The sequence below is a fragment of the Pseudomonas monteilii NBRC 103158 = DSM 14164 genome (assembly GCF_000730605.1).
Lineage (GTDB): Bacteria > Pseudomonadota > Gammaproteobacteria > Pseudomonadales > Pseudomonadaceae > Aquipseudomonas > Aquipseudomonas monteilii.
Window position 1 is genome coordinate 21,831 of sequence record NZ_BBIS01000016.1, and the last position, 13,689, is coordinate 35,519.

The window sequence follows — 13,689 nt, forward strand, 5'->3', positions numbered from 1 at the left end:
AAAAGCTGGCCTTTTACTCCATCTCGATGATCACTTGCTCCTGCCACATCTGCGGCAGTTTCTTCGAGGTGGCTTCCCAGGCTTCGGCATTCTTGATCGGCTGAGCCGCCTTGTACTGCTCGTTCGGCAGCAACTTGGCCTGCACATCCGCCGGCAGCGTCAGGTGCTCGGCACGGATCGGCCGGGCATGCCCCTTGGCCAGGTTGATCTGCCCGGCATCGCTGAAGATGTATTCACGCGTCAGCTTGGCTGCATTGGGGTGCTTGGCGTACTTGTTGATGATGGTGGTATAGCCGGAGATCACCGTACCGTCCGACGGGATCAGCACTTCGAAACGCTTGGGGTCGATCTGCTCGCGGTAGCTCAGGCCGTTGAAGTCCCACACCACGCCGACCTCGACCTCGCCTTTCTCGATGGTCTGGATGGTCGGGTTGGCCAGCGACAGGCGCTTCTGCTGGGCCAGTTTGGTGAACAGCTGCAGGCCCGGGGCCACGTTGGTTTCGTCGCCCTTGTAAGCAATGGCCGCAGCCAGTACACCGTTGGCGGCTTGTGCGGCGGTGCCGACGTCACCGATGGCCACCTTGTACTTGCCTTTTTCCAGGTCATGCCAGGAGGTTGGGCGTTCGCCTTCCTTCACCAGGTCCTTGTTGATGATGAACGCAATGGTGCCGGTATAGGCCAGCGCCCAGTGGCCGTCCTTGTCTTTGGCCCATTCCGGTACCTGGTCCCAGGTGCTGGGCTTGTACGGCTGGCTGACGCCCTTGGTCACGGCGATGGGGCCGAAGGCGGCACCCACGTCGCCGATGTCGGCGCTGGCGTTGTCCTTCTCGGCTTCGAACTTGGCGATTTCCTGCGCCGAGCTCATGTCGGTGTCGCTGTGCTTGAGGCCGTACTTGCTGGCCAGGTCTTCCCAGGTGCCTTTCCAGTTGGCCCAGGCATCGGGCATGCCCACGCTGTTGACGGTGCCTTCCTTGCGGGCGGCGTCTTCCAGGGCCTTGAGGTCCGCGGCCATGGCCGAGGTGCAGAACGCGATGGCCGAACCGAGCAGTGACGCCATGAACAACTTTTTCATCCGTAGCTCCTTGGGTGGGTGCCTTTTTACGATCGTTGTTATGAGTGAAGCCGTTGCCTGGAACCTTTGGTCTAGGTCAGCAAACCTTGAGCCAAGGTAGGCCGCTTGCGTGACAGTTTGATGTAGGGAAGGGCGCGCTCAGCGTGTCAAAGGCCCTTGGCTCTACAGCGTAGACCATGGTGACCCCCCGGTTTTGCTGGGCTGGCCCGATTCTGGCAACAGCACGGTTGCAGCGTTGTCACGGGATGTTCATCAGCCCTGCCTAGGCTTGCACTATTCTCCAAGTGCCCTGTTCTGGGGCTGGACTAGTCCAGATAGGTAACCTTTGATGCAGTCGATGCCACCGCGTGCGGTAACAGCCATCTGCCATGCCCTGCAGGAGCAGATTGAGCACGGCCTGCTGGCCCCGGGGGGCAAGCTGCCGGCCGAGCGCAAACTCAGTGAGGTGTTCGACACGACGCGGATCACCCTGCGTGAGGCACTGGCGCAGCTGGAGGCCCAAGGCCTGATCTACCGTGAAGAACGCCGCGGCTGGTTCGTTGCGCCCGAGCGGCTGACCTACGACCTGATCGAACGCAGTCACTTCCATGCCATGGTGCGCGACCAGGGGCGGGTGGCCAGTACCGAGCTGCTGTCGGCGCGCTTGCAGCCAGCCTCGGCGGCCATCTGTGCCCGCTTGCAGCTTCCGGCCTTGTCCAGTGTGGTGCGTATCTGCCGGTTACGGCGGATCGATGGGCGGGCGGTGCTGTATGCCGAGCATTACCTCAACCCCCGTTACTTTCCGGGGATTCTCGAACAGGACCTGGCGCAATCGCTTACCGAGATATATGGGCGGGTGTATGGCATCCGGTACGGGCAGGTGTGCTTCGAGATCCTGCCGACGGCGTTGCCGGTAGAGGCGGCGGGGGCGTTGAAGGTGTCGACGGGCAGCCCGGGGCTGCACATCACCCGCGTCAACAGCGACCAGCATGGGCATCTGATCGACTGTGACCTGGAGTATTGGCGGCATGATGCCATCCGCATTCGTGCCGTGGTGGGGTAGGCCCTAGCTGGAGGCGCCGGATTGCGCCATTCCACCACCACCCGCAGTCACCACCTGCACCGACAACCGTGGTGTCGCCAAGTCCAGCCCTGCCTCATCCAGCTGCCGCTTCAGCGCCAGGTTGAAGGCCCGCGACACTTCCCACTGCTTGATCGGCGCCGTCTTGAACCGCGCCCGCAAGATCGCCGACCCCGACTCGAAACTCTCCACCCCTTGCAGTTCCAGTGGCGACCAGATGTTGCGGCGCATCAGCGGGTCATTGCGCAGTTTTTGCCCCACTTCCCGAATCAGCGTGATCGCCTGGTCGATGTTCATGCTGTGCGGAATCGCCACGCGGAAAATCGCATAGCCAAACTCCCGCGAGTAGTTCTTGATGCTCTTGATCTCGCTGAACGGGATGGTATGCACGATGCCGTCAATGTCCCGCAGGCGCACGGTACGAATGGTCAGCCCCTCCACCGTGCCCAGGTGCCCGCCCACGTCCACGTAGTCGTCGATGGCCAGCGAGTCCTCGATGATGATGAACAGCCCGGTGATCAGGTCCGCCACCAGCGACTGTGCGCCAAAACCGATGGCCAGGCCGATCACACCGGCACCGGCCAGGAGCGGGGTGACGTTCATGCCCATGTTGGCCAGGGCGACGATCACCGCGATGATGAAGATGACCACGAACATCACGTTGCGGATCAACGGCATCATGGTTTGCGCACGGGCGTTGGCCAGGCCCCGGCGCGAGCGCACCAGGGCATGGTGCACGGCGGTGTCTGCAAGGATCCACACCAGCCAGGCGACGATCAGTGTGCCGGCAAGGCCCAGCAGGCGCAGGCTGATGTCGTGGCCGTCGCCCTCTGCGAAGCTGATCATCGACAGGCCCCACACGCGCAGGCCCAGCTCGATGAATACCAGCCAGATGAACAGGTGTACCAGCAGGTAGCCAAAGTTGCGCAGGCGCTCGGCATACACGGCCTGGCGCTTGTTGGCACGTTTGGGGTTGGCCGCATGGCGGCGTACCAGGCCGTTCAGCACCATGCACACCACCACCAGCACCGTGCACATCAGTGACTGGCGCAGGGCGGTGCTGGTGTCGCCCGCCGAGACGAAGGTGGCAAACAGCGAAATGGCCACCAGAATCAGTGCCGGAATGAACCAGAAGCTGCCGAGAATCTCGATGGTGTCGCTCAGGGTGCGCCGGGTCAGGCGCCGCGACAGCGGCTGGTTGCGGATCAGGTGGGCGATGGGGCGGCGAAAGCGCAGGATGAACAGCCCGGTGCACAGCGCAGCGATGACGTTGGCCAAGGTGGCCAAGGCATGGGCCAGGTGGGTACCCAGTGCAACCAGCATGCGCGGGTCGCTCATGGCCTCGCCAAACGCAGCGAAGCTGCCGATCAGCCACAACGGGCGGAACGCCTGGCGCCGCAGGATGTGCAGGGCGCGGTGGCGGTGCGGGCCGTCCAGCAGCGAGAAGGCGATGACGCAGATGGCCGAGAAGCAAGTGCCCACGACCAGCGCGTAGGCCAGCACCATGGCCAGCGATTTGCCCAGCGACGGCGGCAGCACGAAGCTCAGGTAAACGGTGAATACCAGCGCCACCAGCCATGGGCCAAGCTTGCGCAAGGCAAAGCGCACCAGGTCCCAGGTGCGAGGGTGCTGCGGCAGTTCTTCGCTCAGGCCAAAGCGCAGGCGTATCCGGTGGCCGACCCAGTTGAAGGCATAGGCCAGCACACTCCACACGGCAATGACGGCGGCAAAGCCGAACAGGATGGCTGGCCACTGGTGCACCGGCACCATCAGTTCGGTCAGTTCCGCCTGGGCCTGTTCGATTTCCGCCGCCCAGCGGTGGAACGGGCTGGCGTCGCCGCTGAACTGTTTTTCGAAGTCATGCAGGGCGCCGCCGATCAGCCCGAGTACGCCCTGTTCGACGCTGGGTTGCGACTGTCTGGTCGCGTCGCGCAGCTTTTTCAGGTCGGCCAGCAGCTTGGCCCGCTGTTGGTCGTTTTCGAGGTTCTTGATCACCTCGTCCAGCGACTTGCCCAGCGGCTCGGTGGCCTCCGGTTGCGCAGGCGCACTGCCACCCAGCAGGCCAGGCAGGCCCGCCGCCTGTACCGGGGTGATGAACAGCAACAGCAGCAGGAACAGGTAACGCAGGAGGGCAGGCACTGGCAAATCTACCTCAGGTCAAACGATTGACCGAGTGTAGAGGTTTATGACGGCAGTTTCTCAAGGATCTTCCAGCAGGTGAGGCCGAAGATACCCAAGGTGCCGATCCACATCATCAGTACACCGATATTGCGTTCGCGCATGCTGAAGCCGATGGTCAGCAGCATCAGGAACAGGAACACCGGCACGAACAGGGACAGAAACGGGGACATGGACAGCAATCCTTTTGCAGTGGGGCCATGTATCAAGCATAGCGCTTGGCAAGCGAGGCGGGATTGACCTTGAGCAGGTCCGGCCCTTTCGCGGATAAACCCGCGAAGAGGCCGGACCTGTCTAGATCAAGGCAACTCGCGGCTACGGTAGAAGGCAGTCAGCACCTTCACCAGGTGCGCCAGGTCATGGCTGCCGCACAGTTCACGAATCGAATGCATGGCAAAGGTCGGCAGCCCGATGTCCACCGTGCGCACACCCAGGTGGCTGGCGGTAATCGGCCCGATGGTCGAACCACAGCCCATGTCGCTGCGCACCACAAAGCTCTGCACTGGCACTTCCTCGGCCATGCACAGGTGGCGGAAGAACCCGGCGGTTTCGCTGTTGGTGGCGTAGCGCTGGTTGTTGTTCACCTTGATCACAGGCCCAGCGTTCAGCTTGGGCCCGTGGTTGCCGTCGTGCTTGTCGGCGTAGTTGGGGTGCACGCCGTGGGCGTTGTCCGCCGACACCATCAGCGAGCGCTGAATGGTGCGCACGTAGGCGTCGCCATCCGGCAGCAGGCGCTGCAGGGTCTGCTCCAGCATCGGGCCATCGGCGCCGCAGGCCGAGCAGCTGCCGACTTCTTCGTGGTCGTTGCACACCAGCACGCAGGTTTCATCACTGTCGGCGGCCAGCAAGGCTTGCAGGCCGGCGTAGCACGACAGCAGGTTGTCCAGGCGGGCGCCGGCGATGAAGTCGCCGTTCAGGCCGACCAGTGCAGCATCCTGGGTGTCGTAGAAGCTCAGCTCGTAATCCAGCACCACGTCGGCGATCAGCTCGTGCTCGCGGGCCAGTTGCTCGGTGAGCAGGGCGCGGAAGTCGATGCGCTCGTCTCCGGCCACCTGGGCGAGGATGGGCGGTAGCTCGTTCTGCGGGTTGATGGCCCAGCCTTCATTGGCGGTGCGGTTCAGGTGAATGGCCAGGTTGGGGATGATCGCGATCGGCAGCTTGAAGTCGATCAGCTGGCTTTCAACCTTGCCGTCACGGCGGTAGGTGACGCGCCCGGCCAGCGACAGGTCGCGGTCGAACCACGGCGCCAGCAGGGCACCGCCATACACCTCGACACCCAGTTGCAGGAAGCCCTGGCGCTGCAGCTCGGGCTGCGGTTTGACCCGCAGGCACGGGCTGTCGGTGTGGGCGCCGACCATGCGGATGCCGTTCAGCAGGGGGGCTTGCTTGCCCAGCTTGATGGCGATGATCGAGGAGTCGTTACGGGTGACGTAATAGCGGCCGCCAGGCACGGTGGCCCAGCTGTCACGCTCGTCCAGGCGCTGGTAGCCGGCCGCTTCCAGGCGCTGGGCCAGGCTGGCGGTGGCGTGGAAGGGCGTGGGGGAGGCCTTGAGGAAGTCGATAAGGCCAGAATTCAGTGCGTCGCGCATAGCTCACTCCAGACAGCAGTGGCGCGAGTTTAGCGTATTAAGTCGACAATTTGTGTCTGCCTCTTCGCGGCCAACCCCTAGTCAGAAGGGGGCAGGGCACTCGAACTTCAACCGCTCCCCGGACACTGGGTGGGTAAAGCTCAGCATGGATGCATGCAGGCACAGCCGCTCATGCGCGGCCAGCGCCTCGGGGTTGGCATACAGCCGGTCACCCAGCAGCGGATGCCCGATCGACAGCATGTGCACGCGCAGCTGGTGCGAACGCCCGGTAATCGGCGTCAATTCCACCCGGCAGTAATCGCCACAGCGCTCGACGATGCGCCAGAAAGTCAGCGCATGCTTGCCCTGCTCGTGGTCCACCACATGCCGTGGCTTGGTTGGCGGGTCGTAGCGCAGTGGCAGGTCGATGCTGCCGCTGTCCAGCGCCGGTTGGCCCCAGCACAACGCGGTGTAGGCCTTTTCGGTTTCGCGGTCGTGAAACTGGCGGGACAGCTCGCGGTGGCTGTCGGCATCGCGGGCCAGCAGGATGATGCCGGAGGTTTCCCAGTCCAGGCGGTGCACGATCAGCGCATCGGGGTAGCCGTTTTCCTGCAGGCGGGTGATCAGGCAGTCCTTGTTGTCTTCGGCGCGGCCGGGCACCGACAGCAGCAGGGTCGGTTTGTTGATCACCAGGATGGCGGCGTCTTCGTGCAGGATCTGGATGTTGGACAGCGGCATTGCTTGGTCTCTATTAAATCGGGAGAAAAAAGCGGGGCCGCTTTGCGGCCCATTCGCGGCACAAGGCCGCTCCTACAGGGGGACGCGATCCCTTGTAGGAGCGGCCTTGTGCCGCGAATGGGCTGCGAAGCAGCCCCGGCTTTCAGCCAGATCAGCGATCCGGCAGGGTGATGTTCAGCTCCAGAATCGAGCAGCTGCCCTGGTTTTCCAGCTCGATATGCACGTCATCGTTGCCGATGTTCACATACTTGCGGATGACTTCCAGCAGTTCTTTCTGCAGCGCCGGCAGGTAGTCCGGTTCGCTGCGTTGGCCGCGCTCATGCGCCACGATGATCTGTAGACGCTCTTTCGCTACCGACGCGCTGGTCTGTTTCTGTCTGCCACGAAAGAAGTCAAAAAGGTTCATGGTTTACTTGCCTCCAAACAGGCGCGCGAAGAATCCTTGCTTCGGCACTTCGATGAACCGCAGGGGCTTCTCTTTGCCCAGCAGACGGTCGACGGTGTCGCTGTAGGCCTGGCCGGCATCGCTCTGGTCGTCGAGGATGACCGGGATACCCTGGTTGGAAGCCTTCAGCACAGCCTGGGACTCGGGGATCACGCCCTTGAGCTTGATCGCCAGGATTTCTTCGACGTCGGCGATGCTCAGCATTTCGCCCTTTTCCACGCGCTCGGGGTGGTAGCGGGTGATCAGCAGGTGTTCCTTGATCGGCTCTTCGCCGTTTTCGGAGCGGCGCGACTTGCTCGACAGGATGCCCAGCATGCGGTCGGAGTCACGTACCGAGGACACTTCCGGGTTGGTGACCACGATGGCTTCGTCGGCGAAGTACATGGCCAGGTGCGCGCCTTTCTCGATACCAGCTGGCGAGTCGCAGATGACGAAGTCGAAGTCTTTCTTCAGCTCCATCAGCACCTTTTCAACGCCTTCCTGGGTCAGCGCGTCCTTGTCACGGGTCTGGCTGGCGGCCAGCACGTACAGGTTCTCGAGGCGCTTGTCCTTGATCAGGGCCTGTTGCAGGTTGGCTTCGCCGTTGACCACGTTGACGAAGTCGTACACCACGCGGCGCTCGCAGCCCATGATCAGGTCGAGGTTACGCAGGCCCACGTCGAAGTCGACGATGACGGTCTTGTGGCCACGCAGTGCGAGGCCGGTACCAATGGCGGCGCTGGTGGTGGTCTTGCCCACACCCCCCTTGCCGGAAGTAACCACGAGAATCTTGGCCAAGGTGTTTCACCCCTAAAATAGTCGGGACACGGGTCCCTGCAAATAACTGAAATAGCTTAAATAACGGCAACGGTAAAAAAGTTGCTCTAAAAATGCTGGCAAGTATCCGTTAAAGACGGGTGATGTTCAACACGTCACCAGACAGGCTGACTTGCACGCCTGTGCCCCACAGCGGGTCGCGGCGCAGGTCTTCGCAGACCTTGTACTGGCCGGCGATGGAGACCATTTCGGCGGTCATCTGCTGGCAGAAGATACGCGCCTTGGTGTTACCTTTGATGCCGGCCAGGGCGCGGCCGCGCATGGCGCCGTACACATGGATGTTGCCATCGGCCAGAAGTTCCGCACCCGGGCTGACCGAAGCGGTAACGATCAGATCGCCACCTTGGGCGTAGATCTGCTGGCCGCCGCGTACCGGCGAGGTAATGATGCGGGTCGGGCGCACTTCGGGTTCCGGTGCCGGTGGTGGTGCCGGCTCGGGCTTCCTGACAACCTCGGGCTCTGGCTCCAGTGGCCGCTCGCGGGCGCCGGAAGGCGGCAGTACCGGCAGGTCGATGGCGATGGCGGCGGCGATGTCCTCGATGCGGTTGGCGCGGATGGCCAGGGTACGCAAGCCGTGGTGGCGGCAGATCCGCATCAAGCCGGGCAGGTCGATTGCCCCTTCGTCGGCTGGCAGTTTGTCCAGCGCCAGCACCAGCGGCGTGTTGCTGAAGAAATTCGGTGCCTGGGCGACTTTGGCCGCCAGCTGGCGGTCGAGGGCTTCAAGGTCATTGCGCGCCAGTTCCAGTACGGTAATGGCGAGCATGCTGCCCTTGAGCTGGAACACGGAGGTGGTGTCGGGTGTGTGGTTTGGGCTCATGGTCTGCATAGACGGCTTGTTGCGAAAAAAGTGCCCTGACTTATAACGAGAACACCGGTTGCCCGCAACATGCACTGATCCGTTGTAGAATGCGCGGCCCTTGTCTTTCCGGATGCTTCAATGGAACGCCCGCGTTTTCGTCCCTATTACCTTCACCCTAAGTTCTGGGGCCTGTGGCTGGGCCTGGGCCTGCTGTGGCTGGTGGTCCAGTTGCCGTACCGGGTGCTGTTGAAAATCGGTGCCGGGTTGGGTGCCGTGATGTATCACTTTGCCGGTGAGCGTCGGCGCATTGCCGCACGCAACCTGGAGCTGTGTTTCCCGGAGCTGTCGGTCGACGAACGGCAGCGTTTGCTCAAGGCCAATTTTGCGTCCACCGGTATCGCCTTCTTCGAAATGGCCATGAGCTGGTGGTGGCCCAAGGCGAGGCTGGCGCGCCTGGCCCATGTCGAAGGGCTGGAGCATCTGCAGGCCGCCCAGCAGGCGGGGCAGGGCGCGATCCTGATGGCGGTGCACTTCACCACGCTGGAAATCGGCGCGGCGCTGCTGGGCCAGCAGCACACCATCGACGGTATGTACCGCGAACATGGCAATGCGCTGTTCGACTTCATCCAGCGCAGTGGGCGTGAGCGGCATAACCTCGACTCGCTGGCGGTGGAGCGCGAGGACGTGCGCGGCATGCTCAAGCTGCTGCGTTCGGGCCGCGCGATCTGGTACGCACCGGATCAGGACTACGGCGCCAAGCAAAGCATCTTCGTGCCGCTGTTCGGTATCCCGGCAGCGACGGTAACCGCCACTACCAAGTTTGCCCGGCTGGGCAAGGCAAAGGTGATTCCGTTCACCCAGAAGCGCCTGGAGGATGGCAGCGGCTATCGGCTGGTGATCCACCCGCCGTTGGAAGACTTCCCTGGCGAGAGTGAAGAGGCTGATTGCCTGCGCATCAACCAGTGGGTTGAAAGTGTGTTGCGCGAGTGCCCTGAGCAATACTTGTGGGCGCACCGCCGGTTCAAGTCGCGGCCTGAGGGTGCGCCGCGGTTGTATGACAAGAAAAAGCGCTGAAAACAGCTGAACCAGGAAGGATGCCATGGCCCCACCTCCGGTAACCGGTCTTATCCTTTCTGGCGGTGGCGCCCGCGCTGCCTATCAGGTTGGCGTACTGGCCGGCATCGCCGAGTTGCTGCCTGCCGGTGCGCACAACCCCTTTCCGGTCATCGTCGGCACGTCTGCCGGGGCCATCAACGCGGTTACCCTGGCCAGCGGTGCCACTCACTTCAACGATGCGGTGCAACGGCTTACCACCTTCTGGCAGAACTTTCGCAGCCACCAGGTCATTCGCAGCGACTGGCCCGGCGTGGTGCGCCAGGCCAGTCGCTTCGTTAGCCACAACCTGCTAGGTATTGGTGGCCCGGCACCCGTGGCGCTGCTGGACAGCAGTCCATTGCGAGGCTTGCTGGAAGCACACCTGAACCTGGACGGCATTGGCCATTCCCTGGCCGCCGAGCAGTTGCGCGCCGTGGCAATCACTGCCTTTGGCTACGAGTCTGGTCAGGCGGTCACCTTCTACCAGGGCCGTGGCAGCATCGAGGCCTGGCTGCGCCATCGCCGCATCGGCCTACCCACGCAGCTGACCATCGACCACCTGCTGGCCAGCGCGGCAATTCCGCTGCTGTTTGCTCCGGTGCAACTGGGCGACGAGTTTTACGGCGACGGCGCAGTACGCCAGTCGGCGCCCATCAGCCCGGCCTTGCACCTGGGCGCCAGCCGGGTGCTGGTGGTCGGGGTCAGCGGCAACCCGCAGCGGCCGGCACCACCGTTGCCGACCCAGCGGGTGTTCAGCGGGCAGCAGCCGAGCCTGGCACAGATTGGCGGGCACATGCTCAACAGCACGTTCATTGACAGCCTGGAAGACGATATCGAACTGCTGCAGCGGCTCAACCACCTGAGCCGGCTGTTGCCGGCGCACCTGGACGCCCGTCGCCTGGGGCTGGCGCCGATCGACGTACTGGTGGTGGCGCCCAGCCAGCCGCTGGACGAGATTGCCGCGCGGCACCGGCGTGAGCTGCCGGCGGCGTTGCGCTTGTTCCTGCGTGGGCCGGGGGCGACGCGGACCAGCGGGGCGGGGGTGTTGAGCTATTTGCTGTTCGAGGCGAGCTATTGCAGTGAGCTGATCGAGCTGGGGCGGCGGGATGCTCTGGCCAAGAAGCGGGAGTTGTGTCAGTTCTTGGGGGTTTGATGTTGCCTGCACTGGCCCTTTCGCGGGTGAACCCGCGAAAGGGCCGGCACAGGTTTACTCGGCTATCTGCAACTTGCGCGCCTGGGTATACACATACCGCACCTTTTCATACTCGAACGGCGAGTTCAGCTGCCCATAGCGGAATTTGGTGGTATAGCGCTTGTCCACCACCTGCAAGGCAAAGATTTCCGGGTGGTCGGTGCTGGCTTCGGCCACATTCAGGTAGTTGATGGCCTGCTCGCCCGCATAGTCGACCACCAGCCCGGTGGTATCGCGCAGGTTCGATGGCCCCAGCACCGGCAGCATCAGGTACGGCCCGTCTGGCACACCATAGAACCCCAGGGTCTGGCCGAAGTCTTCGCTCTGGCGCGGCAGGCCCATGCTGGTCGCCGGGTCCCATAGCCCACCCACACCAATGATGGTGTTGAACATCAGCCGCGCCGTGATCTCCGCCGAACGCTTGGCTTTCAGCTGCAGTACGCTGTTGAACAGGTTCGGCACATCACCGATGTTGTTGAAGAAGTTGCTCACCCCGGTACGCACGAAGCGCGGGGTGACGTACTGGTAGCCACTCACCAGCGGCAGCAGCACCCATTGGTCCAGGCGGTAGTTGAAGTGGTAGATGCGCCGGTTGATCGACTCCAGCGGGTCGTACACGTTCAGCGCCTCCAGGGTAGAGCGCTCGAACTCGCGCTGGTCCAGCCCGGGGTTGAATTTCAACTCGCGCAGCGGGTCCAGAAAGCCGTCTGCTTCGGGCGCCAGCGGTGCGGCAGTCACCTGAGGGTCGGCTTCGACCACGCTGGCCCGTGGGGCGGTTTCGGCGGCCAGCGCGTGGCCGGCGGCAAGCAGGGCAGTGGCGAAGAGGAGTTTGTTAACCACGGAAGAACTCCAGCATGGCGTCACTGTTGACGCGGTAATTGAGGTTGCCGCAATGGCCGCCATGGGGATAAAGGGTCAGCCGGTCACCAAACACCTTGCGCAGGAAGCCGATATCGCCGGGGCCAAGGATGACGTCGTCAGCGTTGTGCATCACCGCAATCTTGTCGCTGCTGCGCAGGTAGTCTTCCAGGGCATACAGGCTCACCTGGTTGACCAGTTGCAGGATGCTGTTGCCGTCGGTGCGGGCGCGCCACATGGGGATCACCTGCTCGGTCATGTAGCAGTCGAAGTCGCACTGCAGGGCACGTTTGAAGAACGGCGTGAGGCTACTGCCCTCGGTGATCGGGAACTTCGGCGGAATGATCAGGCCACGGCGGTTGATCAGGTCGGAGGTAAAGGCAATGTCGGCCGCCGAGAAGCGGAACGAGGTGCCGATCAGCATGGCCATCTGTTCATTGGACAAGTGCTGGCGCGACTGCTGGAAGTCGTACAGCAGGGCGTCATTGAGGTCGATGTAGCCCTTGTCCTGGAAGTAGCGCGTGAGCTTTTGCAACATCAGCTCGTAGAAGGTGGTGCTGCGGTCGATGCCCTTGACCTGGGTTTGCACCAGCTTGTCCAGGTTGTTGATCGAGGTGTACAGGTTGACCGGCGGGTTCAACAGCAGCACGCGCTTGAAGTTGAAGCTGCGGCGGGTTTCGTCCAGGTGGCTGACGAAGGCCGCATCCAGCGCACCCAGGCTATAGCCGGTGAGGTAGAAGTCACTGACTGGCAGGCGTGGGTGTTGCGCGCGCACGGCTTGCATCACCCGGTACATGTCTTCGGCGTCGTCCTTGCTGACACCGGGGGTGGCAAAGCGCGAAGCGGCGCTCATGAAGTCGTAGCTGGTGGGCGACGACAATTGCACTACGTGGAAACCGGCCTGGTAGAACAGCTTTTTCAGGTATTCGTTGATGCTGCTGGTGTACGGTGCGCCGGTGCCCGCGATGATGAAGATCAGCGGCGCCTCGCGGTCCTGGCGGGCCAGGCGGTACTTGAGTTTTTTCACTGCCCAGAAGTTGTCGGGCAGGGTGAACTCGCGCTCCGGGCGCAGGTTGAGGCTGTAGTCGGACTGGTTGATTTCGTCGTCGCTGGGCAGGGTAGGGCGCTGGTCCGGCGGCGTGGTGGCGATGGTTGCCTCGAACGGGTTGGTCAAAGGGAAGCCGTAGCTGGCGGCGTCGATATCCCGCGCTGAAGCGGCCGCAGCCATGAGCAGGCTGCCGAGCAGGGCAGCGAGGCGCAAAGATCGAAGCATGTAGTCCCCCAAAAGAACGCAAGGTCGAGCGGTGTGCAGGCTAGGACCACATCAACGCGGGCAAAGTTGCCTGGCGCGGTGGCCTTTGGTGTGCCTGTTATCTGCAACATAGCTGCAGGATTGTGATTTTGCCTTACATCGGGGCATAAGCGATCATGGATGCTTTCGATTACCGCTATTGGAGAACGGGATGTCTCGTACGCTGCCGGCTGCGCTGCTTGTGCTGTTTCTGGGGCTGTGGCTTGCGGCCAGTTATGGCGTGCGTTACGGCTTGATGGAGGACGGGCAGTGGGTGGGGTTGTGCACGACACCCGCGGCGTACTGGCAGTGTGAGGTCCGGTCGTTGTTGGGGTTGGGCATTCACCATCAGGTGATGGCCTGGTCTGGGCTGGGCCTTGCGCTGTTGGCGCAGGTGGTGACCGGCCGCACCGGCGGGTGGCTGGCGGTGCTGGCCCTGGTCTTTGCGGTACCAGCGCTGGTGTTGTATACCGCCAGCATTGCGGTGTTTGCGCTGGTGCTGGCGGGGTTGCGGTTGGTTCGGTAATTGCGGTGGGGCTCAAAGGTGCATGCCTTGGGTACTGCGGTGGGGCGGAAA

At 62.9% G+C, this 13,689-nt stretch carries 14 protein-coding genes; 4 read left to right on the top strand and 10 right to left on the bottom strand.

Annotation, left to right across the window (positions count from 1 at the left end; genetic code table 11):
* Positions 1–13: 13 nt before the first annotated feature.
* Positions 14–1,072, bottom strand: coding sequence for an ABC transporter substrate-binding protein (locus PM2_RS09685; RefSeq protein ID WP_016715521.1), 1,059 nt, complete (start codon positions 1,070–1,072; stop codon positions 14–16).
* Positions 1,073–1,400: 328 nt separating this feature from the next.
* On the opposite strand from PM2_RS09685, the gene PM2_RS09690 reads away from it, so the two are divergent.
* On the top strand, positions 1,401–2,114 hold the full coding sequence (locus PM2_RS09690; protein WP_016715522.1) for a UTRA domain-containing protein: 714 nt from the start codon (positions 1,401–1,403) through the stop codon (positions 2,112–2,114).
* Between the two features lie 3 nt (positions 2,115–2,117).
* Here the strand turns inward: PM2_RS09690 and PM2_RS09695 are convergent, their stop codons facing one another.
* From PM2_RS09695 to minC, 7 genes are all read right to left on the bottom strand, one after another.
* Complete coding sequence (locus tag PM2_RS09695; protein ID WP_025754902.1) at positions 2,118–4,271, bottom strand: mechanosensitive ion channel family protein; 2,154 nt, start codon at positions 4,269–4,271, stop codon at positions 2,118–2,120.
* A gap of 44 nt (positions 4,272–4,315) precedes the next feature.
* Complete coding sequence (locus PM2_RS31160) at positions 4,316–4,483, bottom strand: hypothetical protein (protein WP_016715524.1); 168 nt, start codon at positions 4,481–4,483, stop codon at positions 4,316–4,318.
* Between the two features lie 126 nt (positions 4,484–4,609).
* Positions 4,610–5,899: a M18 family aminopeptidase gene (locus PM2_RS09700; protein WP_016715525.1), complete on the bottom strand. Its 1,290-nt coding sequence runs from the start codon at positions 5,897–5,899 to the stop codon at positions 4,610–4,612.
* Positions 5,900–5,980: 81 nt separating this feature from the next.
* Entirely contained in the window at positions 5,981–6,616 is a 636-nt protein-coding gene (locus PM2_RS09705; protein ID WP_011532730.1) for an RluA family pseudouridine synthase, read from the bottom strand.
* A 151-nt stretch (positions 6,617–6,767) separates the two neighbouring features.
* Positions 6,768–7,022 (bottom strand): cell division topological specificity factor MinE, encoded by a 255-nt coding sequence (minE, locus tag PM2_RS09710; RefSeq protein ID WP_003252572.1) that lies wholly within the window; start codon positions 7,020–7,022, stop codon positions 6,768–6,770.
* 3 nt (positions 7,023–7,025) lie between these two features.
* Positions 7,026–7,838 carry a septum site-determining protein MinD gene (minD, locus tag PM2_RS09715; protein ID WP_016715526.1) on the bottom strand — a complete coding sequence of 271 codons (813 nt, stop codon included), beginning with the start codon at positions 7,836–7,838 and terminating at the stop codon, positions 7,026–7,028.
* Positions 7,839–7,947: 109 nt separating this feature from the next.
* Positions 7,948–8,703, bottom strand: coding sequence for a septum site-determining protein MinC (minC, locus tag PM2_RS09720; protein ID WP_016715527.1), 756 nt, complete (start codon positions 8,701–8,703; stop codon positions 7,948–7,950).
* A gap of 111 nt (positions 8,704–8,814) precedes the next feature.
* Here minC and PM2_RS09725 point away from each other — a divergent pair, with 111 nt between their 5' ends.
* Both PM2_RS09725 and PM2_RS09730 read left to right on the top strand, forming a co-directional pair.
* Positions 8,815–9,750: a lipid A biosynthesis lauroyl acyltransferase gene (locus PM2_RS09725; RefSeq protein WP_028698683.1), complete on the top strand. Its 936-nt coding sequence runs from the start codon at positions 8,815–8,817 to the stop codon at positions 9,748–9,750.
* A gap of 25 nt (positions 9,751–9,775) precedes the next feature.
* Positions 9,776–10,924 carry a patatin-like phospholipase family protein gene (locus PM2_RS09730; RefSeq protein WP_016715529.1) on the top strand — a complete coding sequence of 383 codons (1,149 nt, stop codon included), beginning with the start codon at positions 9,776–9,778 and terminating at the stop codon, positions 10,922–10,924.
* Between the two features lie 54 nt (positions 10,925–10,978).
* Here PM2_RS09730 and PM2_RS09735 read toward each other — a convergent pair whose 3' ends face one another.
* The gene (locus tag PM2_RS09735; protein ID WP_016715530.1) at positions 10,979–11,803 is read right to left on the bottom strand and encodes an MlaA family lipoprotein; all 825 of its coding nucleotides are present in this window, start codon (positions 11,801–11,803) and stop codon (positions 10,979–10,981) included.
* Positions 11,796–13,094 (bottom strand): serine protein kinase PrkA, encoded by a 1,299-nt coding sequence (locus tag PM2_RS09740; RefSeq protein WP_016715531.1) that lies wholly within the window; start codon positions 13,092–13,094, stop codon positions 11,796–11,798. The genes PM2_RS09735 and PM2_RS09740 overlap by 8 nt, the downstream gene beginning before the upstream one ends.
* A 190-nt stretch (positions 13,095–13,284) precedes the next feature.
* Here PM2_RS09740 and PM2_RS09745 point away from each other — a divergent pair, with 190 nt between their 5' ends.
* The gene (locus PM2_RS09745) at positions 13,285–13,638 is read left to right on the top strand and encodes a hypothetical protein (protein WP_016715532.1); all 354 of its coding nucleotides are present in this window, start codon (positions 13,285–13,287) and stop codon (positions 13,636–13,638) included.
* Positions 13,639–13,689: the final 51 nt, after the last annotated feature.

Bases quoted from the DNA above. Each gene is read 5' to 3' on its own strand.
- PM2_RS09700 (WP_016715525.1), bottom strand. From the start codon at position 5,899: ATGCGCGACGCACTGAATTCTGGCCTTATCGACTTCCTCAAGGCCTCC.
- PM2_RS09705 (WP_011532730.1), bottom strand. From the start codon at position 6,616: ATGCCGCTGTCCAACATCCAGATCCTGCACGAAGACGCCGCCATCCTG.
- PM2_RS09730 (WP_016715529.1), top strand. From the start codon at position 9,776: ATGGCCCCACCTCCGGTAACCGGTCTTATCCTTTCTGGCGGTGGCGCC.
- minC (WP_016715527.1), bottom strand. From the start codon at position 8,703: ATGCAGACCATGAGCCCAAACCACACACCCGACACCACCTCCGTGTTC.
- PM2_RS09745 (WP_016715532.1), top strand. From the start codon at position 13,285: ATGTCTCGTACGCTGCCGGCTGCGCTGCTTGTGCTGTTTCTGGGGCTG.
- PM2_RS09725 (WP_028698683.1), top strand. From the start codon at position 8,815: ATGGAACGCCCGCGTTTTCGTCCCTATTACCTTCACCCTAAGTTCTGG.
- PM2_RS09685 (WP_016715521.1), bottom strand. From the start codon at position 1,072: ATGAAAAAGTTGTTCATGGCGTCACTGCTCGGTTCGGCCATCGCGTTC.
- PM2_RS31160 (WP_016715524.1), bottom strand. From the start codon at position 4,483: ATGTCCCCGTTTCTGTCCCTGTTCGTGCCGGTGTTCCTGTTCCTGATG.
- PM2_RS09740 (WP_016715531.1), bottom strand. From the start codon at position 13,094: ATGCTTCGATCTTTGCGCCTCGCTGCCCTGCTCGGCAGCCTGCTCATG.
- minE (WP_003252572.1), bottom strand. From the start codon at position 7,022: ATGAACCTTTTTGACTTCTTTCGTGGCAGACAGAAACAGACCAGCGCG.
- PM2_RS09690 (WP_016715522.1), top strand. From the start codon at position 1,401: ATGCAGTCGATGCCACCGCGTGCGGTAACAGCCATCTGCCATGCCCTG.